We start from the raw sequence: 23,674 nt of genomic DNA, 5'->3' as shown, positions 1-23,674 counted from the left end.
GCATTACTCATGTATGGATGATCATCGCCGCAGTATCATAAAGAACTGGAAGCTATTAGTGGAGGGGGAAAAACAAGGCCTGTACACCTGTTTCAACCTTTTTTATGATGATTTATACCGTTTTGGACTCTCCTTATACCGGGACCCTGAACTGATTAAAGAGAGCATCCAGAACCTGTTTATAGAACTCTGGACGATCCGGGAGAAACTGACCGATGTTGGCAATATTCAGCAGTATGTTTTTACCATTTATAAGCGGATCATCTATAAGACGCATCAAAAATCATTTAACAATGATCCGGATCATAAATTGCCATTGGAAGAGCTGAGCGAAGAGATACTTACCGTAAAATCTTATGAATCCATCTTAATTGCCAGTCAGGAAGATGAATACCTTAAAAAGAGGCTTAAATATGCCCTCGAAAAGTTAAGCCCAAGGCAGAAGGAGATTATTCTGATGCGTTATTTTGAATGCCTGTCTTTTAAAGACATTGCACACAAAACGCTGCTGACGGAAAGAACGGTATACAATACCCTCCATAATGCCATCAGCGCTTTGCGTGAAAATCTTCTTTTTATCTGGCCTTTCTTTTAATTAAATTTTTAACCTGATCTTTCTTTTTTCCAATAGCCCGGTAATCATCACGATAATCAGGGCATAAATCAAAGACTTCAGCAGCCCGACCTCTCCTGTCCTGAAGAAGGCCGGCAATTGAGGAATACTCAGTAAAGTCAGTAATGCATAGTGAATATAAGGTAAAAGGTAACACGTCAGTGTACTTGTTCCCGCAGCCTTTATGGGCAGATACCATTTCCGTTGATTCAGGATCTCCGTCAGGTACACCATCAGCGCAAAAGTAAGGGCCGTGATTCCGGCACAGATGCTCGTCCAGGATGGTGTGGCCCGGATTTTTGAGATTCCCCAAACCGGACTGCTCAGTAAACCAAAAAGCAATAACACTGCGCTGAAGACAAGGATACTGATCCAGAACCTGGAGTTTTTGCTTCCATACTGTCGGTAAAGTAATGCGGTAATGATTCCTGCGAGTGGTAATGCGGGCATCGATCCATCACCGGCGATCCAGATATACGGGCGTATGCCATTAAGAAAGTCCAGCCATCCCAGGTTATTGGCCACACTAAACAACAGGAAAAACACAAAGGCTCCGATCTGTAAAGTCAGCTTCCCGGAGGAAAACAGAAAAACACAGCTGGAAATAAAATACGCCCATCCGATGAGCCCTAAGATTCCCCACCACTGCACCTTCATTGCCAGGATTCCGTTAGCTTCATCGCTCTCGAACAAAATGGCCATTCCTACCAGTAAAAGTACGCCTATTGCTTTCAAAGCTTTACTTAAAGCAGGTTTATAGGAGGTATAATCCAACCAGATCAGGAAAAAACCTATGGTCACCAGAATCTGCCATACCGGCTTGCTCAGGCTTGCCGTTTCACTGTAACTTTCCATGTTCACATGAAAGAAACCCATCACCAGAAGGGCAATTGTCCTGGAGGAAATATGAAAAAAGAGTTGCAGATCTGTATCTCCCTTTTTCCTTCTGCTTTGGATGGCATAAGGTACAGACAGCCCTACGATGAATAGAAACGCAGGGAACACCACATCGGCAAGTCCCATATAGTTTGCATCTCCCGGTGCATGTTCCAGCCAGGATGGCACCCCTGTCAGGGTCCAAAGGTCGTTCACAAAAATCATGAGCACCATCACTACTGCTCTTAACGCATCAATGGCAACCAGCCGCGGTGTTGAATCTTTTAACGGGGTAGTGTTTAATGGGATAGTGCTCATCCTTAATTTAGTGTTTTATAAATGGCAGCCATTAAAGAGTTTGCCCCCTTTACATCATAGTCGCCGGCATAGAGGTAAGCACCTTTAAAGCCGTTCGCTTTGATGTAAGCAGTTTTTTTATCCACTAATGGAATGCCATTGTAATATACACCAAATTTGATCTCCGCCATCTCTTTGTTAAAGGCATTTGGATCTGCGGCCATAATATCTTTAAAAGGCATATAATCGTAGGAGCCCCATCCCAGGTTATTCCCGGCTGCGTTGATCTCATTGAAGCGTAATCCAAATGCAGGAATTCCAATTACTATTTTAGATTTAGGGACTTTATTCTTCCAGATATCGGCACCTGCCACCATAAAATCAAAACCGGATGGCTGTCCTCTTGGCGCATCAGGACCGACATGAACTCCATCTTCATAAGCATGGACATTGAGCCAGTCTGCTTTAGAGAAATCTGCTACCGGATAATCCCAATGCAAATAGTTCGTTGTCACGGAAACGGTTAGCAGTTGTGTAGGCAAAGCTGCGCGAAGCAAGCTTAAGAATGGACCTATTGCCTGCATGTTTTTTGTCGTTACTGCCCCATCGTCATTTCCAAGATCCGTCATGAGGATATCTATTCCATCTATTTTATGGTCAATCACATATTGGGAAACAGTTGTTGCCAACGTAGCTCTTTTTGCCGGATCACTAATGACCGAACCAAAATCAACGCTATTGTAAAGTGACCAGCCATCTACTCCCGACAGTGTTCCTGTAATCCCTAATAACAATGGTACTTTATTGATATGGGCTCTGGCTACTTGTTCATCGAGGTTCTGAGCCTGATTCCCTTTAGAAAAATCAACTGCTCCTGTAGGTGTTACCCTTGCTCCGGTATAAACGACATGTGTTACCGATGCATAATCTACGCTGGCAGCAGTCCCATTTTCTGTCAGGTAGGCTACTGCCACATTCGTAAAAGTTTTGGGGGTATAACTGGAGGGGCTCACCAGCACTTTTGAGATGCGGGTAGAGGTCTGCCCATTATAGGTCGCTTCAACTTTAATTTCATACTCTCCTCCAGCCTGAGGAACAAAAGTAAAAGCGGTATCAGTGGATACTTCTTTATTATCCACTTTCCAGGAGATCTTTGTTTTCTCGATTGGTTTAGGAGAGAAAGCCAGCCCTGAATATATCGCTGATTGTCCTTGAAAAATGATCCTGTTCGGACTGGTAAACACCCCGTTGTTGTCTATAATTCTGGGATGAAAATTATCATCGTAATCGGCTTCTTTTCCTTTTTTACACCCTGCTAAGCAGGCCAGCAAAAAGAGGGAAAGCACTAAGTATTTTATATTTCCCATATGGTTATGTCTTTAATGATGAATTCATCATTTGTGTTTAAATCCTGATTAATTATTTAGCGCTCTGTGAATGGAGTTCAGCAGAGAAAGGTCACCCTGCGCATCTCCTAAAAGTTGCCAGATCATGACTCCTCCGGCTTTTTTTTGTAAAGCATAGGAAAGCTTTTTCTTTATCGTAGGCCAGCCATTGTAGTAAAATGTTCCTTTACCCGGCAATTCCCAGATATCCAGCTTTTCCGCACCCGGGTATCGGAGTACGATTTCTCCATAAGTGAGGCTTTCCGGAATATCTGTACCGAAACCATAAGCATAAAAAGGGAGGCCCAGAATGAGTCGTTCTGCAGGAATGGCTCTTGATACGTTCCAGTGGTTAAAATCGATTTCTGCCGCCTCGTAAGTAGAATGTGGTCCTGGTTTATCTTTCCTCCATGGGCCGGTCTGATCATAAGACATGATATTGATCAGGTCGAATAGCACAATCGCTTTGTCAGAATAGGCAGCAGAGTTCCATGTGGCCACCGCAGCAGTCATCAGTTTACTTTCTTTTTTAAGCGCCGCAGATAAGTCGACCACAAAGGCTTCATAATTTTCGTTTACAAAATCCCCCTCCAGATCTACATCTATTCCATCCAGGTTATAGGTCCTGGTCAACTGCATTAATCCATCAATTAATATTTTCCTTCTGTCTGATTTTAACATTTCCTTCAGGTATTGGGGAGGATTACCACCGGCAATGGCAGCGATTACCTTTACCTGATGCTGGTGTGCTTTCTTTACCAGTTCTGCCAATCCGGCTACAGGAGCAAAAACACCGGAAGCATCCGGATTAATAAAAGCGATGTTTAAGTGGGTAATTTTACTCAAATCAATTTTGGCAGACGCTGCAAGCAAATCACCACCTGCAAACAGGTACCCAATTACTTTAAAGCGATTGGGATCCTCTTTTTGAGGTTCTTCTTTTTTTATCTCAGGGGTTGCTGCCTTTACAGGTGTTTTGCTACAGCCGGTAAGCATCAGAGAAAAACAAATCAATTGAAAAAACAACTTTATATTCTTCATAATTTTCTTTTTATACATTATTCCTTATCCCACCAAACTCTTTTAGTCCAGCTATCTACGCCACCTAATGCCGGCAGCACTTTTTGAAAGTTTTCCTTATTCTGTTCTTCTTCGGTAAAGGGATATTCAAATCTTCTTGGAATGGTCAGGCTCTCTCCTGTTTCAGAAACCCCTACTGCAGGGATCAGGTTAGGAAAACCAGACCTTCTCCAATTGGCATAGGCCTCAGGTCCGTTCAGGAACAATGTGATCCACATTTGTTTGTTGATGGTTTCTATTTCTCTTCCTGCAATCAGCTGATTTCCCTGGATAAAAGTGCTGATCTCATTTGCAGGGACTGTTGGCCCCCCGGGGAAAAAGCTCAGTTGCTGAAAAGCTGCAGTCACTCCTTTTTCATAATGGCTGGCAGCCGTTCCACCAAATGAGGGGCCAAAGCGAACAGTTGCTTCTGCCAGTAAAAGCTCTACTTCTGAATAGGTCAGGTGTAAGAAAGGCGCATTAAAACGAAGCAGGAAGTTTGCCGGTTGTGCCTTCTGGTCATTGTTAAGTGCGGTATAAGGTCCCTTTCCAGGGATTTCTACAGTAACATTTGATAAATATCCATCCCAGATATAGCTTCCTGGGTTCACCCCCACATATCCTACTTTTTCTACCAGAGGTTCCGTCAGGTCGATTCGGCTTAACGGATTCCCACCAGGAATATCCACGTAATACTTCACCATGTATTTCATTCTCGGATCGTTCGTTACCCGCAACTGATCAAGAAAAGGAGTCGTGAAACGTCCGGGAATACCTCCCCCATTAAAGAAAGAAGCAGAGACCCCATTTCCACGGATATTTCCTTTTCCATCCTCATAAGGATTCTGGATATCTTCATGATCCAGCTTACAAACGTCACCATTGCTGGTAAATACCCCCTCATTAAATGCTTGCTGAGCTTCTGCCTGTGCTTTTGCCGGGTCACGTTTCACCAGGCGCATTGCCAGGCGTAAATGCAGAGAGCTGGCAAATTTCTTCCAGGCATTGATATCTCCTCCATAAAACAGATCCCCTTTCACTACATCTTTCGATCCATCAAGCTGGGCTCTGGCTGCTTTTAAATCCTGAAAAAAGCTATTGTATATTTCTTCCTGAGTATCAAATTTTGCTTTAATTCCAAGGCCTGCCTCGCTATAAGGAAGATCACCATATAAGTCTGTCATTCTTGCAAAATTATACACCTTCATAATGCGGCAAATGGCATTCAGGTTTGTTTTATCAGGGATGTTGGTGGTTCTTTTTACTGCGTCTACTGCATTCACCAGGTCACTTCCGTAAGAATCCTCCCAAAGCACCCCCATGATATTGGGATCCCTGAAATAAATTCCTCCCCAGCGGTTGCTGTAGGGTCCTGAGATGTGTTGAACCAATGGCATCGTCATCATAAAGGTTGTTCTCTCATTGACGTTCAGATCTCCGGAAAACCGCAGCTGGATTAAAGAGAGTTGCACTGAGGGGTCCAGGTTAGATGACCTGGTTGGGTCAATATTTGTATCCCCAAACTTTTTGCAAGAGCTGAATACCAAAGCAATCGTTAATAAGTTGAGGAGGTATGTCTTTAACATCTTTTTCATTATCATCTTATCTAAATACTTACCTGTTAAAATCTAAAATTTAAATTAAGACCAAAGCTTCGTCTGCCAGGAAGAGAGCCATATTCTATCCCCTGTCCGTTTCCATTATTGTAATTGGAATCGGGATCCACATTGGGTACATTTTTGTAAAGGATGAATGGATTTCTGCTCACCAGACCTACCTGCACATCTTTCACTCCCCATCTGGAAGTCAAAGTTGAAGGCAGGCGGTAATTCAATGTGATTTCCCTGATTTTGACATAAGAAGCATCATAGATAAAAGGTCTGGCTACAGAGTTCGAAACATCAAGTATTCTTCCCCAGTAGAGCGAAGGATCTACAGCTTTGGTATTTTGGGTATATACCGGACTTCCATCTGCATTGGTTCCGGTTTGGACAACTCCTACCGGAACAAGCCCTCTGACCATACCTGATGCGGTCCATTCCTGAATGGTTTTTCCCGCTGCCTGACGATCCTCTTCTGATTTGATCCATTCCGCTCTTCCCCCCAATGTTGATTTCAGGCTTCCTGCACCTGCAGCAGAATAGTTGGTCAGCGACAACAGGTCGGCACCAAACTTCAGGTCGAAGATGGTTCCTAAACTAAAGTTTTTGTACCTGAATGTGCTGCTCAATCCTCCTGTCCAGTCAAAGACGCCTTTTCCAACAATTTGTCTGGTAGGACTCAACATCGGTTGAAGGTCTATCGGGTTAAGGATAATATTTCCCTGAGGATCTTTTTGATAATCAAAGGCCAGAATAGCACCATAAGAAGCTCCAGGCTGTGCAACTACGGATACCCCCATCCAACGTGCATCAGAAAGACTTAGAAAAGGGGTTCCCGGAGCCAGAGATTCTACTTTGTTCACATTCCTTGCAAAGCTGAAATTCAGGTCCCAGGTAAAGTCTTTGCTACTGATTGGCGTGCCGCTCAGGGCAATTTCTATTCCTTCATTGGTGATCACACCAGCATTTCTAATCTCATTTTTATACCCTGAAGAAGGCGGGACAGGCACAATATTCAATTGATCTTTTGATTTTGAATTGTAATAAGTGAGGTCAAGTCCTAATCTCTGTCCAAAAAACTTGAGTTCTGTTCCGAATTCATAAGACCGGGTAGTTGTTGGCTTCAGGTCTTCATTCGGTTTAATACTCGTTGAAATTCCTCCGATTGTTTGCCCTTTAAACGGCAATGGGCTGGTTGCAAAATAAGCATCCGTCAGGTAAGGATCGGTATCTGATGCCACCTGTGCAATGGATGCCCTGATCTTACCAAATGATAAAATCTTTTTATCCATCTTGAGCGCTTCAGTAAAGACAAAACTTCCACTCAATGAAGGATAGAGCTTACTGTTTTTTCCTATGGCAAGAGTAGAATACGCATCTTGCCGGAGTGTTGCATCCACATATAGATAACCTTTATAACCTGCGGCCAGGATACCATACACGGAATTAAAAGACTTTCTATACGCTGTAGGCTGTACAGACTGTGAGGTATAACTCGTTGGACTCACTACGTCCAACACCGTTTGATTTGTAAACTGCAGGATATTCCCATCAGCCCTGCTCCTGGTAATACTGCTTCCCAGACGCGCGGACAAGTTTAAAGAAGGTGTAACCTGTCTTTCGGCAGAAAGCAAGAGGTCGGCCTCTATGGTTTTCAGTTTTCTTTTGGTCTGATCCAGTGTTCCTGTAAGTGCTCCCGGCGTGGTTCTGGGACTATACTTTTCGAAGTCAAGATCCGTCTGATCGGCGGAGGCTCTTCCCTGTAGGTTTAACCAGCTTAGAATACTGTAATTGAGTTGCAATGTACCCATTAAACGATCTTTTGTCGTTTTGTTTTTCATTTCGTTGATGACCCAATAAGGATTCAGGCGGTACTGATTTCCATTGTTCCAGTCCAGATAACTTCCATCAGCATTTTTGTATTCGTTTTTAAACCGCGCCTGATCCACTGTATTTGCAAGAGAAAGGAAGCTATTTCCAATATTTGCAGGATCATCAGCCAGTGAAGGCCTGTTGTTCACTTTTTCATTCATATAAAAAGCCCTGGCTTCCAGAGTGATCTTAGAACCAAACTTCGAACTCCCGTTGAAGGTAAAGGAGTTCCGGTGCATTCCACTTGCCGGAATAATGTCCTTATTCGTCAGGTTAGACGCAGAGAAACGGAAAGAAGAAACCTCAGAAGCATTGGTAAATGAAAGCGTATTGGTGAACGTTGAACCCGTTCTGAAAAAACCATCAATATTATTTTTCACATAAGCATAGGGTCTGCGCTCTCCCGTTCCGGTGATCACCGTTAAGTCGGGATCAATCCGGGCACCAAAGTTTTTGGTTAGGGTATTGTAATCCTGTATCGCAAGTGTATTCAATTGCTGCTTGGTTCCCTGACCGTATAGCGACTGGTATCCGTCGTAGCTGGTCAGCTGACTTTCAATAGTAGAGGTATTGTTAAATTCTATTCCCAGGTCTTTAGATCCGATTCCTTTCTTAGTCGTGATCAGGATTACTCCGTTAGCTGCTCTCGCCCCATATAGTGCTGAAGCTGAAGCCCCTTTAAGGACACTGATTTTATCGACATCGTCCGGATTGATGGCAGATATGGCATCACCTAAATCCTGCCCTCCGGCATATTGTCCGGAGCCGGTGCCCCCATAATTGGAATTATCGATAGGAACCCCATCCACCACATACAGTGGTTGGTTATTACCCGTCACAGTTGTGCTCCCACGAATAATAACACGGGAGGAACCCGCAGGGCCTCCTGCTGTTCCGGTAATGATCAGCCCGGGAACTTTACCGGCTAAAGAGTTGATCACGTTGATCTCTCTGGCTTTTTTAAGCCCCTTTCCATCTACTTCAGACACGGCATATCCCAAAGATTTTTGCTCTCTTTTAATACCTAAGGCCGTCACCACTGCTTCCTGTAGTTCTGTGGTAGCTTCCTTTAAAACGATAGTTATATTTTTCTGCTGCTCACTGGCAACAATTGCAGTCTCCTGAAAGCCGAGCATTCTGAAACGGATTACATCTCCCTGATCTGCAGGAATAGAAAACAATCCGTCAGCATTGGTTGCCACAGTCTTGTTGTTCCTGGTATTGACCACAACAACACCCGGGATACCTGTTTTTTTCTCATCGGTTACCTTTCCTGTTAACGTAAAAACAGTGGAAACCGGAACACTGGGCTGATAAGACTGGATCATAATTGTCTGCCCGTTGATCTGATATTTTATGCTCACTTTTTTAGCAATGGCATTCAGCACCTCATCAATCTTTTGTTTTTCGATCTTAAGGTCAATACGTGTATTGATATTTAAGTCTAAAGGATTATAAGAAAAATGAACTCCTGCTTCACCTTCAATCTGCTTAAAAGCATTGAGGACTGTGGTGTTTTTCCAGTTAAAGGAATATAGCTTATCCTTTGACTGGGCATATCCTGATAAGGAAAGAATCAGGATACAGGATAAACAGGTTTTTAACAGAAGCCCATAAAAAAAATAATAGGAGGGTAAGGGTTTTTTCATATTGGTTTGGTTAGTTTGGTTTGGTTATTCTGTTTGTTATTTCTTGTCGAAATCGAGGGTCACTATATCATCTTTTATGGTATAAGTAAAATGGTTGGAAAAGCCGATTGCATTAAGCACTTCACTGAGTCCTTCGTTGACGAATGTTCCAGTAAATGAGATTGGTTTTTTAGGTTGGTTTTTGCTGCGCACCTCTATGCCATAGATTTCTTTTAGTATCGATTTGATCTCTTTTAATGAGGCAGTAGAAAAAACCAGTTTACGGTTTTTCCAGTTGTCAATCTCTTCCAGATTGAAGGTAGATTTGGCAAATTTATCTGGTGTAACTTCCACCTTTTCTCCCGGGCTGAGTTGTACGTGGTCTACGACTTTCTGACCAACCAGCTCCCCAACGCTGACTTTACCGGAATTGAGCATCACGAGGGTGTGTGCTCTGTTGTTATAATTATTGATCTTAAATGAAGTTCCCAGAGCAGTGGTGGTAGTGGTACCGGAAACGACGATGAAAGGTTTATCTTTATTCCCGGCAACTTCAAAATAAGCTTCTCCATTTAACCAAAGCACCCTCTTTTCCTGATTATAATGGTCATCCAGTTTAAGTTCTGTAGATCCGTTAACCGTTACTGTAGTCCCATCGCTCAGCGTTAAGGTCTTTCTTTCATTGTAAGCGGTTTTCAGGAGGATACTTTTAGCACCAGCAGCATAAGGCTGGATCTCCTTTCCATATTCTTTTTTATTGAATAAGGCATACACCCCAATGCAGAGGAGAATCGCTGCGGCAATAGAGATCCAGGAGGTTCTACCAATGAAATTTCTCTGAGGCAGTTCTGTTGTGGGTTCAGCTATATTTTGCATCCCCTCGATCACCAGTTTAAGCTTATTTAATTCTTTTTGTTTTTCAACAGGATCAACTTTTACCGCGAGCAAAAAGAAAAGTGTCCTTGCTTTATCAATCCGCTCTTTCAGCTCAGGTTGCTCTTTTATGATTTTTTTCCAGAATAAAACATCTTCCTGCGGCGTTCCGAGGCAATAATTAACAAAGCTTTCTTCAGTTAAAAAGTCTTCAATGGCATAGGCATCGTATTTCATTCCAGCGATTATATTGGTTAATGACTACAAGTGCAGCAAGAATTGCTTTTTTACCAAAGAATTTGAAAATATATTTTCAGGGGCTTAAGGCTGCCTGAGTTTAGCGTTTCCTATAGAACGGAAAAGTTGGTAAAACTACCGGTTCAGATACTAAGAACCGGAACTCATTTTGATCTCGGGCCAGTAGAGATTAAACAATTATGGAGAATTCTGTGATTCCAATCCGGCTTGTTGAAAGTGCAAACTGAAATTCATGTTTCATCAGCACATCTTTAATCAGGGTCAATCCGATCCCCTGACCATCAACCTTAGTACTAAAAAACGGGCTAAACAGCTGATGCTCTGTTTCTGCTGAAATTCCCTGGCCGTTATCCCTTACCATCAGTCTTCCTGGAGTGTTTTCTGTTAGAAAGCTGATCAACCCAGGTTTTTTGGGGCCAATTGCTTCAATTGAGTTTTTCACGATATTGATCAACACCTGCTCCATCTGTAGCTGATCGGCAAAGATCACTAGAGGATTCTTATCCAGAAGGAACTCAAACTTCGTGTTTTTCGCTTTTGCCGTCTCGGATAACAGGGTTGTAACTGCATAAATCAGGTCATGAAGGTTGATGTATTGTTTATTCGGCTCCGGCAAGCGGACGACATCTGCCAGATTCCGCATAAAGATATTGAGGTTATTATTTCGGTCTATAGCCACCTGCAATGCATTTGCAAGCCGGCTGCTTTCCTCACGACCGGACTCTATGGACAGGGCTGAATCCAGAATCGAATTTACAGGCCCTATCGTATTGTTGACCTCATGAGCCATCATTCTGATCACTTTACCATAGGCTTGTTTCTCGGCTTCCAATAGTTCGGTTGTCAATTCCTGAATAATGACAAAGTGCCTGGGGAAGCCGCGGTCTAAAAATTCAGAAACCTGAATCTTATAGGTCTCTGCTCCACCGCTAAGAGTGCCTGATTTCGATTTACCCTTCATGAGTGTACGCACTTCATCAATAATCGGATGGTCGATATCTTTCAACAACCAACCCTCAAATGGAATAGCCTTCAAAATCTTTTTTGCAGCTGGGTTGACCTGCTGAATCCGCTGATCATGATCCAGAATAATGATTCCCACCGGAGAACTGAAAATTAACTTGTCAAGAAAAAAGTGTTGCTCCTGTTGCAATGTTCTCTCTTTTCTCAATTGCTCAATCATTTGGTTATACACCTCAATCAGTTCGTCCATTTCGGAGGTTCCGCTTTTTATAAATTTAATGGTGAAATCCCTGTCTCTGATCGCATCAGCACCTTGCACCAACAAATTCAGAGGACGGATCATCTGATTGTACAATTGCCAGGAGATCAGAATAGAGCCCAAAATGAAGGCTTCCGACAGGAGGAAAAAGACCTTGTTCTTTTCAAAAACAAGAAAGCTTAAGAATAGTGCGGTTGCATGTAATATGCATACGAATAAAAGGTATTTAGTCCGAAGTTTCATCGTAGGGAATGTTATACTTATCCAGGCGTCGGTACAAGGCACTCCTGGTAATTCCCAACGCTAAGGCAGCCTTAGAGATGCGGTTATTATGGAACTGGAGTGCACGCTTAATCATTAATATTTCTGTTTCTTCCAGCGTCATTGCACCTACCTCCGGCAATTTTGAATCACTAAAAGGTTGTTTTTCTACATGGGTAGCAAAATCGTTGATATCTAATATATCTGTTCTGCTGACCAGAACTGACCGCTCTACCATATTTTTTAACTGCCGGATGTTACCTGGCAGAGGTAAATGCTTTAGCCATTTCATGGCTTCGGGTGTTACTTCTAATTTAGGACGGTTATAGAGCCCTCTCAGGTTGCTGATCATAAAATCGACCAGTAAAGGAATATCTTTACCCCGCTCTCTTAATGCCGGCAGTTTTAGCGTAATCAAATTGATCCGATAAAGCAGGTCCTCCCTGAAAGTTCCCTTAGCCACCATTTCAGCAAGATTCTTATTGGTTGCACAGATTACCCGTACATCCACAGTTTTTGTCCTGCTGCTCCCTAAAACCTCATAACTCCGGTCTTGTAATACCCTTAATAGTTTGACCTGACTCCCGGCATCCAGGTCTCCGATCTCATCTAAAAAGATGGTTCCTTTATTTGCCATCTCAAAACGACCGGTACGATCAGTCCGGGCATCAGTAAAGGCTCCCCTTACATGACCGAACATCTCACTTTCAAACAAAGAAGTGGAAATTCCGCCAAGATTAACTTTGATGAAGGGCCGGTTTCTACGCAGGCTATTTTGATGAATAGCCTCTGCGATCAATTCCTTTCCCGTTCCGCTTTCTCCGGTAATCAATACTGAAGCATCAGTCTTTGATACCCGGCCGGCAATCTCCAGCAATTCCAGCATGCCTTTATCCTCTGCAATGATCGACTGAAATTCATACTCCTTATCCAGTTGTTTCCGGCTGGACTGACCAGGCTTCTGATCTTTTAGCGTAATCAGGGTTTTTACTGATTGTAACAAATGTTCATTATTCCAGGGCTTATTGATAAAGTCATTTGCACCCAGCTTCATTCCCTGCACTGCAAGCTCTATACTCGCCCAACCTGTAATCAGAATCACAGGAACCTGAGGATCTTTCATTCTGATCTGTTGCAAGAGTTGCATTCCTTCTTTTCCGGAAGTATCAATAGAAAAATTAAGATCAAGGATGATCAATGTCACATTTTCTTTTCTGAGAAAATCAAGGCCTTCCATCGCTGTAGCCACTGCAAAAACATCATATTTTTTCTGTTCCAGCAAAAGCATCAGGGAAGTACGGACGGCTATGTCATCATCAATTATCAGGATCATCTGTTATGGTATTAAGGGCATTTCAAAAGTATCTTTATTCTTCATGTAATACAACAGCAGGATAAATTGCCGCAGCTTGTTTCCCTGGATAAAAAGCACACACCACCACCAGCAAATAAATAAATACGGTGGCAAGAAATTGTGCGGTCAGGTAAACAGATGCAGGAAGATCAAAAACGTTAAGCAATGGAAACTGAATGGCGAAAAAGGAACCAATGATCAGAGAAAAAGTAGCCAGAACCATTGCTTCACCCACCAATTGCCCTGAAACCGAAGATGCTGTTGCCCCAATCGCCCTTCTTAACCCAATTTCGCCCCGTCTTTTATTAATGTTATACCACAACACACCAAATATTCCGAGTGCCACATTAAAAATCAGAAATCCGGCAACAATAAAAAAGATCATCATGGGAATAGTGGTTTCTTTGTTTTTATTCTTCCTGAGGTCCGACAAATGCTTGATTTCCAGATTGGAACTTTTTACAGTAGAAGCGATCAGTTTATAGACTTTCCCTTCAAATGTGGCATCTGCACCTGCTCCTACCCTGATCAGTATCGTACTGGCATCTCGTATATTAGAAGTATCAATGCGGAGAAAAATAGCTGGAGTGGGAGCTTTAAAATCGCCCTGATCTTTAAAGTCCTTTGCTACCCCAATCACCTTTAAGTCTTCTCCACCCATCGAAATGATCTTTCCTAAAGCGGCGCCTGATCCAAACAACCGCTCCTGCGTTAGTTCATTGATAACGATGTTTCTTTTTGCAGCAGCATTATCATCTTCAGAAAACCACCTTCCCGAAAGAAGCTGCACACGCAGGACCTCCTCATAGGAAATTTCTCCATGAAAAATATCCGTGTGAGCTTCTTTTCCCTTATAACTGACTGTCGTACGGTACATGCTATTTGAAAATGGCACGTTAGACGAACTCAGCGTCAGGTCTTTTATCAAAGGAAGACTTTTTAGTGTGTTCCTTAAGTTCTTATGCATCAACATGACAGAATCCTTGTCTTTGCTCCCGCTCAGTTCGCCCAGACTTACCGACCACACCTGCTCATAGTCAAAGCCTCTTGGAATCTTGTAATTCCGATAATTATGCACCAATAGGGTAAACACAGCGAAGATGACCATAAAGGAAATCAGGATCTCTGAAATTAACAGGAAATTCTCCTTCTTTTTGTTCCAGATCAATTTGAATAAATGCTTAAGCATATCTTTATATTTTAATTATTGGCTTTTAACGCGGTAACAACGTTTAGTTTAGACATTCTCCAGGCGGGATAAACCCCAGACATCAAACCGAACACCAAACAGGCGAGCAGGCTATAACCCAATACGGTTAGGTTGATGACTAAATTCATATGAGCAATCAGCCCACTGGCATTCAATATGGAAATGATGACAAAGGACAAAAGGATTCCTAAGACACCACCCAATACCGTCAGAATCATGTTTTCCACGATAAACTGTCCGACTAAAGTCCTGCTGGAAGCACCAAACGCTTTTCTGACCCCAATTTCCGAAGACCGCTCCATGATTCTACTTACATTGATGTTGACAAGGTTAATGGTTGGGAGCAACATAAAGAGAAATACGAAAACACCAATCATCAGGAAAAAACGCGTTTTTCCGGAGTCCCCTACATTACCGAAGACCTGCTCTGTAAAGCTCTCCAGATAGCTATTTGTCTTGCTCAAAAGGAGCTCCTGATTTTTCTCCGGATGTGGGACTTTCTTTAGCAGCTGTTGATACTCTTCTTTGATCAAAGGCAAATCCGCCGTAGATTTTGCCAGTAGGGTGACCAGGTAATCCCCCATGATAGAGGTTCCATCAAGATTTGCTTTATCCAGTGTATAAGGAAGATAAACATCTGAATTGGCATATATCATGGTTGCCGGTACATTTTTCACCACCCCAATTACCCGATATTTTATATTATTCGCTTCTACATATCTTCCCAAAGCAGAGCTGCTCTCCCCAAAATACTTAGCTCGGGTATCCTCAGAAATTACAGCGACCTGAGCCACATTTTCTAAATCCTGTCCGTTAAATGGTTTTCCCTCTATAAAATCAAATTCGTAAACTTCCCAGAAAGGAACATTGGTGTACATCAGTTCAACTTCCATTTTTTTATTATTCTGATAGGCATTAGTCGTATTCCTCCCGGTATGAACAGCTATTTTCTCAGGGCGCTTCATTGTAGACACAAAGTTTTTGATAAAGTATAGGCTGGAGGGACTTTGAGAAGTATAATTTCCCTTATCAGATTTTAACACCACCCGACTAATAAACAATTCCCTGGAGCGCTTCACATCCGGATAGGCTGGACTCAGCATCACATCCAGAAAAGCACTCAGCACAATAAGAATAGTTAGCGTCAAGCTAATCCCGAATAAACTGATGAAGGTGAAGAATTTTCTTCTCTTCAGTACCGCAATAGCGATTTTAAAGTAATTCTTTAACATATATATCCTTTATTGAACTTGTGATCCATCAAATAAACGCAGCAAACGGTGGGTCTTCTGAGCCATATTCGGATCATGGGTAACCATAACGATTGTTGTTCCATCCACCCGGTTCAATTCCAGCAAAATGTTCATGATCTCATTTCCCATGGCACTGTCCAGATTTCCCGTAGGTTCATCTGCAAGAATGATTTCCGGCTTACCTACAATTGCTCTGGCAATAGCCACCCTTTGTTTTTGTCCGCCCGACAATTGTGTTGGAAAATGCTTCACCCTATTGCTCAATCCAACTTTTTCCAATGCTTCCAGTGCTAATATTTTTCGCTCTTTGGCGCTTGAGTTCCTGTACAGCAGTGGGAGCTCCACATTGTCCAGCACCTGAAGGTCATTGATCAAATGGTAGCTCTGGAAAATAAACCCGATTTTACTATTCCTGAAATGAGCCAGCTTCCGGTCATTTAACTGAAGGGTCTGCTGACTTGCGATCAGTACTTCTCCCTTAGAGGGAGCATCTAAAAGCCCCATTAAATTGAGCAAAGTACTTTTACCACATCCTGAAGGCCCCATGATGGATAAAAACTCTCCCTTCTCTACCTGGAGACTAATGTTATTTAATGCCTGTGTTTCTACCGTATCTGTACGGTAAACCTTCTCAATGTTTTTTAATTGTATCATATCCTATGTATGTTATATTTTTATCTTCTCATTTTTCTCAAAATCGTAAAGCGACAGGTAGCGCAACTGGTAATATGCAGCCCAAAAATCACGTAAAGAATTGATATAATCCCGTTTCGCCTGATCGTTTTCCTGGAAGGCAATACTCAGATCTGTTATGCTGAGGTTTCCAAGAACGTATCGTTCTTTTGCAATCAGATATTTCTCCGAAGCGATCTGCTCTGCTTTAGCATTTAAGGCAATCTGATCTTTCATCATCTCGAACAAATTGACCTCTGTAATGATCTTTTGTGTAAAGTTTTGTTTGTCCTGCTCTACGGAATACTGGGTAAACTGCTGATTTGCCAATGCCGTTTTCTTCCTTGACTTCTGCCTGCCCCAATCCAGAATCGGAATTTCCAGTGTAAGCTCCAGTAATTGCTGATCTTTTGGACTCTGGTACACACTACTGATGTTCCTTCCGCTTTTTGAGAAGCCAAGTTTGGCATTTAAAGAAGCATTCAGCCCATTATCCCCTTTGGCTTTTGCCACATCCCGTCTGGCTTCTTCCAAACGTCTGCCAAAAGCGATCGCATCCGAACGGTTTTGAAAAGCTTCAGCCAATGCTTTCTCAGCAACAACTTTCATGGCGATGCTGGCTGCTGGTAAAGAAAGCCTGATCTGATCACTGCTTTGCAGCCCCGTATAACTTTTAAGGTTATAAGTAGCGACCTCCATATCCCGCTTTGCAATTCCTACCGCTTTCTCTGCCTTTAAGGCTTCCAGCTGCAACTGAAGGATCTCATTTTTCGAGACTTTACCCATCTCAAATTTGGTATTCGCAATTTGCTGGATCGCAGCGGTATTCCTGCGGTTCGTTTCAGCGATTTGCAGGTCAACTTGTGCCAATAACAACTCAAAGAAATAATTGCTGGCATTAATAGAAATCTGCTCCATTGATTCAATATAGGCTTGCTGGCTCTCATTATACTTTAATGGCGCAATTCTGCGGTCCCATTTCAGGGTATTAAACTGAAATAGAGGCTGTGCATATCCAATGCCATAAGGAACCCCGTTATAAATCGTAGTATTCCGGTCAAAATCATCAAAGCGTTGCAAGGAAGTTGTTCCAAAGATGGTCCCTCCTGTCTGTGTAATTTGCTGACTGAAAGAAAGGTCTAATGAAGAATTGTTGTTGCGGACCTGGCGGAAATCAATCGTTCCGTCTGGTTGCTGAACCGCAATAGACGATTTGCTATATCCTGGCAAGGTTCCTTTTAAAGAAAGCTGAGGCTGATAATTAGATCTGTAAGTCATCCATTCCCAATAGCGTGTTTCTTTTAAGGTAGCAGCCTGTTTAGCGGCGATAGACTTCTCTTTCGCCATGGCCACCACTTCAGTTAAATTAAGCCTGAGTGTATCTGACTGCGCAATGGCCTGGTTAAACAGACAAGCGAAAAGCATCACAAGGAAGGTATAATAGTTGCTCATCTTTGCCTTATTTTTTAATGGTAATCTGGCTGCTGTTCTTAAACTCTTTCATATCTGAGGTAATGATCACATCACCTTCCTTCACCTGGTCCTTCAGCTCAACATAATCAAAATTGCTCAATCCAATCTGTACCAGCTTCCGGCTGGCAAGGCCATCCTTCAGCACATAAATATACTGGGAAGGTGTCCCCTGAAAAGCGGGCCCATTGTCTACCCTTAACACTTGTTCATGCTGATCAGTAACCAGGAAAACATCTGCTTTTAAGTTAGGCCTGAAAAGTTTATGGTTACTGTCATCTGGCTTGATATCAAATGATACTGTTGCATTTTGAACAGATGGATAAATGTTGATCACTTTTCCTCTAACCTGTGTCTCTCCGATGCGTATAATTGCAACCATCCCTGCCCTGAGGAGGTCAATATTATGATCTGAAATTGTTCCTTTCACCTTAAATCCAGACAGATCTGCAATCCTGGCCAATACTTCTCCTGGCTGAACTGCAGCTCCAATATTTTTATTTACCCAGGTCACCACTCCATTCCGGCTGGCCTGGATGTTCGCTTGTTTAAGTTTGCGGTCAAGAACTTCCAGATCATTTTGCTGGATACTTGCTGCCAGATCTACTTCTTTCATCTGAAGCCGCATACTTTGCTGTTTGCTGATGATCTCATTCTCCAGTTGTTGTTTTTCCAGTTGAGCAACCTTAAGGTTCAGTTCGGCCTGTTCGACATCTTCCCGGGTACCTCCACCGGCCTTTAACAGCCTATTCGCATTTTCGACTGAAGCCTTAAGGCTATTGATCCGCAACTGCTTAATGTTATTGTTCGATTTTATATCATAAAAACTTTTATCCAGCTCCAGCTTTATTTTACGAATGTCATTTTGCTTGGCTTCCAATTGAAACTTCAGTTTTTCATATTCCATTTGAGCAGCTGATTTATCCAACATCAAAATCGACTGTCCAGCCTGAATCTTACTCCCCGCATCCAACAATACCTTCTGGACCGAAGCAGCAATAGGACTACTGATCACCTCCTCGAATTCGGGCAATACTTCTCCGGAAGCATTAATGGTGTTTTCAATATTTCCCCGACTGACAACTCCCGTTGTAATTTCAGATTGTCTGAGGCTGGAGCTCAGGCTATACCGTATGACAAAAATGATCATGATCAACAGAACCAATCCTGAAAAAATATAGCGCATACTTTTCTTTCTCTTTCCTGATAAAACCTGTTGTTCGATATTTTTGTCCATTGTAATATTTTGATTGGGATATCCAAAGGATATGCCACACACAATCAACTGAAAAACAAACACATACATATTTTCGTCAAATAAAAAACGTTCGATATCGGACAAAACGACCGGTATCAGATCACATTTTCATGCTATTCTTTTCCTCCTAATCTTTAATCATTCTAAATTATGTTAACTTTGCCTCCTTAATCAACGTAAATCGTGTCAGAACAACCTACATCTCATTCAAAAGGACAGATCAAAATTGATGAAGCTTCATTCTTTCATCTCTATGAAAGCTATTGGAAGAAATTGTATCAATTGGCCTATAAATATCTTGGGGATGTTTATCGGGCAGAAGGACTTGTGCAGGATGTTTTTACCTCCATCTGGCAACGAAAAGATAAAATTCTTCTGGAGGAAGAAACCGTAGAGAACTACCTTGTTCGTGCGGTTCGTTTCCGCATTGCAAGAAGTTATAGTGATGAAATCCGGAAGACAAAGAAAATGGATGAATTACTCAATAGGCAGAATAGTACGGACTCTCATACCGAAGAACAAATATTATATACTTTTCTGAGGGCAGAGATCGATAAACTGGTTAATCTTCTTCCCCAACGTTGTAAAGCTGTATATGAGCTCAGTCGTAATGAAGGTTTGAACAATCGGGAGATTGCTTCTAACCTATTGATTTCTGAGAAGACAGTGGAAAACCAACTCACTAAAGCCTTAAAATTCATACGAAAAGGGCTGGAACAATATCCAATCAGTTAAATGACGTAAACAAATAGGGGACAAGCCCTTATTATGATAATTTATAATTATGAACCCCGAAACACTAAAAAAATGCTTATCAGGTGATGCTTCGAAAGAGGAGTGGGCAACCTATCAGCAGTGGCTTGAGGGGGTGGATAATGAAGAAGATTGCCTATCGGAGGTTAGTATTGAAGAAGGCTCAAATACCCGGATCTGGCAGCAGATTCAGGAACAAAACCAAAGACAAGACCGTTTTCGTAAATACAAAATGCAAACGATATGGATCGCTGTTGCGGCAAGTTTGCTATTGATTTGCAGCTGCTTAATATTTTTCAGAAATGAAGCTGCCCCACCCAATCAACAAATGGTTTTTCAATCCGATGATTCTTACCCATTGCTGGAGAAAGAATTTGATGGGATTTTAATGAAGCTGGGCACAAACAGCAAAGTTAAAATGCAAAGTCTGGTGGATAATGACATCAATATCCAGCTGTCAGGTAATATCCTGATCAGCAATACTTCTGCTCAGGATAAATATACGGAGGTATTATACACGGCAACCGATGGACATCAGAGCAGCCGGAAGATCCTTCTGAAAAAAGGACAAAAATACCTTCTTGCCTATTATCCACTTAAAGAAGACAAACTGCTGGTCATAGAAAACCAGGCTCTTATGGATATGCCTCCGGCTTTGGTCATGAATCTTAAACATGACTTTGACTTGCTGTAGTCAACCGTACCTTTCTCTTTCTTAAAACGACCCACCGCCCCTCTGTTTCTGTTTTTTTATTATTCAGAACAATATTCAACTTGCATTATTTTTCATTCAGCTCAATTATTTAAATTTATTCTAAATAACATAGGGGAAAAGAAGCCTTCATGATAATTGTATATAAGAGCTGATATGAATATGAAGAACGAACGACTAAATTTACAGGGGGAAGGGATAGTCATTGAGCAAAATCACTGCAATTCCGATAAATTACAAGAGGTATTTTTAAGGGCAGAAAATGCCAAAGGATCATATTTGACACCTTTTGACCGGTTATTACTGGAATTTCTTTATACCGAACAGGTGCTGATCAATACGGAAGAGCTTTGGATGACGCTAAAAAGAGAAGGCGTAAAAATCAGTATAGCTACAGTTCAACTCTGTCTCAACAGGTTCCACCGTTGTGGCCTGCTGGAAAAACAAAGATTGGAGGGCGAGAAGAAGCATTCCTACTCCTTCATCAATTAACCCTCCTGTCATCTTATTTTATCCTGTCTTTAAGTTCCTGACTTCCTGTACTACGTACCTTTTCGGCAGAAGGGCCTGAACCAAAACGATAAGAGAAGGAAAGAATCACAGAACGACTATCGGGGCGTTCATAACTATAAGTTTTAATTCCCCCATAATTGGCCGAATATTTATATTCGGCACTTTTAAAAATGTCGTTCACCATCAGGTTTACACTTGCCTTGCCTTTCATCAGCTCCTTTTTCGCACCGGCAGAAATCATATAATAGCCCCTGGTGGTAAATACACCAGACAGTTCTTTTGAGCGGTATAGCCCATTGAGTTCAATTTTCCAGCTCTCAGCTACTTTAAAAGAGTTTTGAGTGTCAAACCTGAAACTCGTTTCTTTTAATACCGTCTGTCTCCCATTGTCATCTGCCTTAAATTCATTGCGAAACAGGTTGGCAAACTGAGTCCCGGTCCACCAGGAGGTAAAATTCGTTGAACCAGTGATACTTAAACCATAATTGACAAAAGTGGCCAGGTTTTCAGGTTTCAAAAAGGTCATGTTCTGTTCCCCTGAACCACCGACAATGTTACTGATCACGTTATCGCTGCGGCTATAGCTTAAATTGGCATGATATTTTGACCTGAAGCTATATCCGAATTCAAAGGAATTCACGATTGCAGGGTGTAGGTAAGGATTTCCTTCTTCATAACTAAAGGGATCTACATAAACCCTAAATGGATTCAGGTCCCAATAACTAGGACGTTCAATTCTTTTACTGTAACCGATCTGTAGTTTATGATTTTCAGTCAGCTCCTGATTCAGGAAGATGCTCGGAAATACTTTAAAATATGATCTGGTTACCAAAGAATCGGTCGTAATCTGATGACCTTTGGTATGCGTATATTCCCCACGAAGGCCTATTTGAAAGCTAAACTTCCCAAAAGCCTGCTTCAGGTTAACATACCCTGCCTGTATCTGTTCTTTGTACTTGAAATGGTTGCTGGTTCCGGCATCCGGCAGATAAGTTTCATTCTTTAAAGTATCATACTTAAGGTTGTTTTCCGTTTGTACATAACTCCCTTTCCAGCCGGTTTCTAATTTACCTGTACTTCCTAAAGGTAAAGCATAATCCAGTTTAGCTACATAAATATCATTATTGGAGGGCAGATCACCACGTCTGGAACCTGGAGCCCGGAGCGCTGCTCCTGAAGGATCCATGTACCTTGTGTCCAGTTGTTGATCCATTTTAGAAAAATGACTCACATAATCCATGTCCAGCGTGAGTTCATGTCCTTTATCATCAAAACGATGCAGGTAGTTTATATTATAAAGCATATCCTCCCAACGTTCTTTTCCTTCTGTAAGCGTTCGCGCATCCCATAAAAGCCCCTTACCATTCCCGTGGTACAGCCCATTTCCTGTCGTTTGCAGTGTAGGATATTTCCCTACCCCACCATTGATCAGAAATCCAAGTGTATTTTTTTCATTGAGGAACAGGTCCAGTCCGGCGCGGAAATTCTGAGAACGGAGTTTCGCGGTTTCTACTGTCTCCTGCCTGGAAATCCGGGAAGGGATTTGCGCAGCCGACTGGTCGGAAAAGAATGTGCGTTCTACGCTCGTATACCCTTTTAAATTCTGAAAAAAGTAATTATAACTTCCAAAGAGGTTTAGTTTTTCTGTCCGGTAGTTCAGATCGCCTCCAGCTCCAAGGCGCGCTCCTCTCCCTGCTCCCCCATTGGCAGAAATATTTCCATTTAAGCCTGTTTTCACATTTTTCTTTAACAGAATGTTGATGATGCCCCCTTTTCCGGCAGCATCATAGCGTGACGATGGGTTTGCCATGATTTCAATTCGTGATACTGTATTTGAAGAGGTGCCACGAAGCAGGTTGGCCAATTGGCTTCCCGACAAGTAAGTCGGCTTTCCATTGATCATTACCGTGGTCCCGGGCCTGCCTTTCAGGCTGATTTCGCCTTTGTCATCAACAGTCACGCCCGGAGCTTTTGACAATAATTCCAGGGCTGTACTCCCCTGACTCAAAATGCTGTTTTCTATGTTCATCACCATTCGGTCGAGGCCTTGCTCAATTAAGGGTCTGGACGCTGCAATTTCTACTGTTCGAAGAACGCGACGGTCTTCCAGCAACTTAATGTTTCCCAATGAAAGAACCTGATGTGGCCCTCCTAAATCTAACAAATGACTGGTATAGTTTAAATAACCTACATAGGTGATCCTGACTTTGTAGCTCCCTTTAGGGACTTCATTCAGTTGGAAGTATCCCAGAGAATCAGTCATCGCTGTGGTCACCTTCAGGGAGTCCTGAGATTTAAGTAGATAAATCCCTGCATATCCTACAGGTTTCTCCTTTTCATCTACCAGCCGGCCGGTAATGCGGTGAGACTGAGCCTGAGCCCGCGCGAAAAATATAAAGGCACAGAGAATGCCTGTAACAAAAAATGTTTTAATTTGCATTGCTTTTAGATAATAATCGATTTAGGAGAAATCCTCATTTAGTTGAGGGTAAACCTGGCAGGTACGAACTGCCAGGTTCTTTATTATAGTATTA

General features: G+C 42.3%; 18 protein-coding genes. 4 read left to right on the top strand and 14 right to left on the bottom strand.

Annotation, left to right across the window (positions count from 1 at the left end; translation table 11 throughout):
• Window positions 1–13 precede the first annotated feature (13 nt).
• Window positions 14–595 (top strand): RNA polymerase sigma factor, encoded by a 582-nt coding sequence (locus BUC20_RS30410; RefSeq protein WP_073237549.1) that lies wholly within the window; start codon window positions 14–16, stop codon window positions 593–595.
• Here BUC20_RS30410 and BUC20_RS30405 read toward each other — a convergent pair whose 3' ends face one another.
• The 13 genes from BUC20_RS30405 to BUC20_RS30345 all read right to left on the bottom strand — a co-directional run bounded on the left by BUC20_RS30405 (window position 596) and on the right by BUC20_RS30345 (window position 19,141).
• The gene (locus BUC20_RS30405) at window positions 596–1,807 is read right to left on the bottom strand and encodes a DUF5009 domain-containing protein (RefSeq protein ID WP_073237546.1); all 1,212 of its coding nucleotides are present in this window, start codon (window positions 1,805–1,807) and stop codon (window positions 596–598) included. It abuts the gene before it with no gap.
• 2 nt (window positions 1,808–1,809) lie between these two features.
• Window positions 1,810–3,153 (bottom strand): glycosyl hydrolase family 18 protein, encoded by a 1,344-nt coding sequence (locus BUC20_RS30400; RefSeq protein ID WP_073237543.1) that lies wholly within the window; start codon window positions 3,151–3,153, stop codon window positions 1,810–1,812.
• Between the two features lie 48 nt (window positions 3,154–3,201).
• Entirely contained in the window at window positions 3,202–4,212 is a 1,011-nt protein-coding gene (locus BUC20_RS30395; protein WP_159441182.1) for a glycosyl hydrolase family 18 protein, read from the bottom strand.
• Between the two features lie 17 nt (window positions 4,213–4,229).
• Window positions 4,230–5,825 carry a SusD/RagB family nutrient-binding outer membrane lipoprotein gene (locus tag BUC20_RS30390; protein ID WP_073237538.1) on the bottom strand — a complete coding sequence of 532 codons (1,596 nt, stop codon included), beginning with the start codon at window positions 5,823–5,825 and terminating at the stop codon, window positions 4,230–4,232.
• Between the two features lie 26 nt (window positions 5,826–5,851).
• Window positions 5,852–9,352, bottom strand: a complete 3,501-nt coding sequence (locus BUC20_RS30385; protein ID WP_073237535.1) for a SusC/RagA family TonB-linked outer membrane protein — start codon at window positions 9,350–9,352, stop codon at window positions 5,852–5,854.
• Window positions 9,353–9,388: 36 nt separating this feature from the next.
• Window positions 9,389–10,441, bottom strand: coding sequence for a FecR family protein (locus BUC20_RS30380; RefSeq protein WP_073237533.1), 1,053 nt, complete (start codon window positions 10,439–10,441; stop codon window positions 9,389–9,391).
• Window positions 10,442–10,631: 190 nt separating this feature from the next.
• Complete coding sequence (locus tag BUC20_RS30375) at window positions 10,632–11,927, bottom strand: sensor histidine kinase (protein ID WP_073237530.1); 1,296 nt, start codon at window positions 11,925–11,927, stop codon at window positions 10,632–10,634.
• Complete coding sequence (locus BUC20_RS30370) at window positions 11,911–13,278, bottom strand: sigma-54-dependent transcriptional regulator (RefSeq protein WP_073237527.1); 1,368 nt, start codon at window positions 13,276–13,278, stop codon at window positions 11,911–11,913. The genes BUC20_RS30375 and BUC20_RS30370 overlap by 17 nt, the downstream gene beginning before the upstream one ends.
• A gap of 34 nt (window positions 13,279–13,312) precedes the next feature.
• Window positions 13,313–14,488: an ABC transporter permease gene (locus BUC20_RS30365; RefSeq protein WP_073237523.1), complete on the bottom strand. Its 1,176-nt coding sequence runs from the start codon at window positions 14,486–14,488 to the stop codon at window positions 13,313–13,315.
• An 11-nt stretch (window positions 14,489–14,499) separates the two neighbouring features.
• The gene (locus tag BUC20_RS30360; protein ID WP_073237520.1) at window positions 14,500–15,741 is read right to left on the bottom strand and encodes an ABC transporter permease; all 1,242 of its coding nucleotides are present in this window, start codon (window positions 15,739–15,741) and stop codon (window positions 14,500–14,502) included.
• 9 nt (window positions 15,742–15,750) lie between these two features.
• Entirely contained in the window at window positions 15,751–16,416 is a 666-nt protein-coding gene (locus tag BUC20_RS30355) for an ABC transporter ATP-binding protein (protein ID WP_073237517.1), read from the bottom strand.
• A 12-nt stretch (window positions 16,417–16,428) separates the two neighbouring features.
• Window positions 16,429–17,886 carry a TolC family protein gene (locus BUC20_RS30350; RefSeq protein ID WP_073237515.1) on the bottom strand — a complete coding sequence of 486 codons (1,458 nt, stop codon included), beginning with the start codon at window positions 17,884–17,886 and terminating at the stop codon, window positions 16,429–16,431.
• 7 nt (window positions 17,887–17,893) lie between these two features.
• A complete protein-coding gene (locus tag BUC20_RS30345) occupies window positions 17,894–19,141 on the bottom strand; it encodes an efflux RND transporter periplasmic adaptor subunit (protein WP_073237672.1) in 1,248 nt (415 codons plus the stop codon).
• 204 nt (window positions 19,142–19,345) lie between these two features.
• Between BUC20_RS30345 and BUC20_RS30340 the strand changes: the two genes are divergently transcribed.
• The 3 genes from BUC20_RS30340 (at window position 19,346) to BUC20_RS30330 (ending at window position 21,119) form a co-directional block, all read left to right on the top strand.
• On the top strand, window positions 19,346–19,897 hold the full coding sequence (locus tag BUC20_RS30340) for an RNA polymerase sigma-70 factor (RefSeq protein ID WP_159441181.1): 552 nt from the start codon (window positions 19,346–19,348) through the stop codon (window positions 19,895–19,897).
• A 49-nt stretch (window positions 19,898–19,946) separates the two neighbouring features.
• A complete protein-coding gene (locus BUC20_RS30335) occupies window positions 19,947–20,609 on the top strand; it encodes a hypothetical protein (RefSeq protein WP_073237514.1) in 663 nt (220 codons plus the stop codon).
• 174 nt (window positions 20,610–20,783) lie between these two features.
• Window positions 20,784–21,119, top strand: coding sequence for a transcriptional repressor (locus BUC20_RS30330; protein WP_143166975.1), 336 nt, complete (start codon window positions 20,784–20,786; stop codon window positions 21,117–21,119).
• A gap of 13 nt (window positions 21,120–21,132) precedes the next feature.
• On the opposite strand, the gene BUC20_RS30325 is transcribed toward BUC20_RS30330, so the two are convergent.
• Entirely contained in the window at window positions 21,133–23,580 is a 2,448-nt protein-coding gene (locus tag BUC20_RS30325; RefSeq protein ID WP_073237512.1) for a TonB-dependent receptor, read from the bottom strand.
• Window positions 23,581–23,674: the final 94 nt, after the last annotated feature.

Source organism: Pedobacter caeni (assembly GCF_900129215.1).
GTDB classification, from domain to species: domain Bacteria; phylum Bacteroidota; class Bacteroidia; order Sphingobacteriales; family Sphingobacteriaceae; genus Pedobacter; species Pedobacter caeni.
Note: the sequence above shows the minus strand (reverse complement) of the source record. Positions and strands in the feature narration are given on the sequence as shown.

Bases quoted from the DNA above. Each gene is read 5' to 3' on its own strand.
- BUC20_RS30410 (WP_073237549.1), top strand. From the start codon at position 14: ATGGATGATCATCGCCGCAGTATCATAAAGAACTGGAAGCTATTAGTG.
- BUC20_RS30405 (WP_073237546.1), bottom strand. From the start codon at position 1,807: ATGAGCACTATCCCATTAAACACTACCCCGTTAAAAGATTCAACACCG.
- BUC20_RS30400 (WP_073237543.1), bottom strand. From the start codon at position 3,153: ATGGGAAATATAAAATACTTAGTGCTTTCCCTCTTTTTGCTGGCCTGC.
- BUC20_RS30395 (WP_159441182.1), bottom strand. From the start codon at position 4,212: ATGAAGAATATAAAGTTGTTTTTTCAATTGATTTGTTTTTCTCTGATG.
- BUC20_RS30390 (WP_073237538.1), bottom strand. From the start codon at position 5,825: ATGAAAAAGATGTTAAAGACATACCTCCTCAACTTATTAACGATTGCT.
- BUC20_RS30385 (WP_073237535.1), bottom strand. From the start codon at position 9,352: ATGAAAAAACCCTTACCCTCCTATTATTTTTTTTATGGGCTTCTGTTA.
- BUC20_RS30380 (WP_073237533.1), bottom strand. From the start codon at position 10,441: ATGAAATACGATGCCTATGCCATTGAAGACTTTTTAACTGAAGAAAGC.
- BUC20_RS30375 (WP_073237530.1), bottom strand. From the start codon at position 11,927: ATGAAACTTCGGACTAAATACCTTTTATTCGTATGCATATTACATGCA.
- BUC20_RS30370 (WP_073237527.1), bottom strand. From the start codon at position 13,278: ATGATCCTGATAATTGATGATGACATAGCCGTCCGTACTTCCCTGATG.
- BUC20_RS30365 (WP_073237523.1), bottom strand. From the start codon at position 14,488: ATGCTTAAGCATTTATTCAAATTGATCTGGAACAAAAAGAAGGAGAAT.
- BUC20_RS30360 (WP_073237520.1), bottom strand. From the start codon at position 15,741: ATGTTAAAGAATTACTTTAAAATCGCTATTGCGGTACTGAAGAGAAGA.
- BUC20_RS30355 (WP_073237517.1), bottom strand. From the start codon at position 16,416: ATGATACAATTAAAAAACATTGAGAAGGTTTACCGTACAGATACGGTA.
- BUC20_RS30350 (WP_073237515.1), bottom strand. From the start codon at position 17,886: ATGAGCAACTATTATACCTTCCTTGTGATGCTTTTCGCTTGTCTGTTT.
- BUC20_RS30345 (WP_073237672.1), bottom strand. From the start codon at position 19,141: ATGGACAAAAATATCGAACAACAGGTTTTATCAGGAAAGAGAAAGAAA.
- BUC20_RS30335 (WP_073237514.1), top strand. From the start codon at position 19,947: ATGAACCCCGAAACACTAAAAAAATGCTTATCAGGTGATGCTTCGAAA.
- BUC20_RS30330 (WP_143166975.1), top strand. From the start codon at position 20,784: ATGAATATGAAGAACGAACGACTAAATTTACAGGGGGAAGGGATAGTC.
- BUC20_RS30325 (WP_073237512.1), bottom strand. From the start codon at position 23,580: ATGCAAATTAAAACATTTTTTGTTACAGGCATTCTCTGTGCCTTTATA.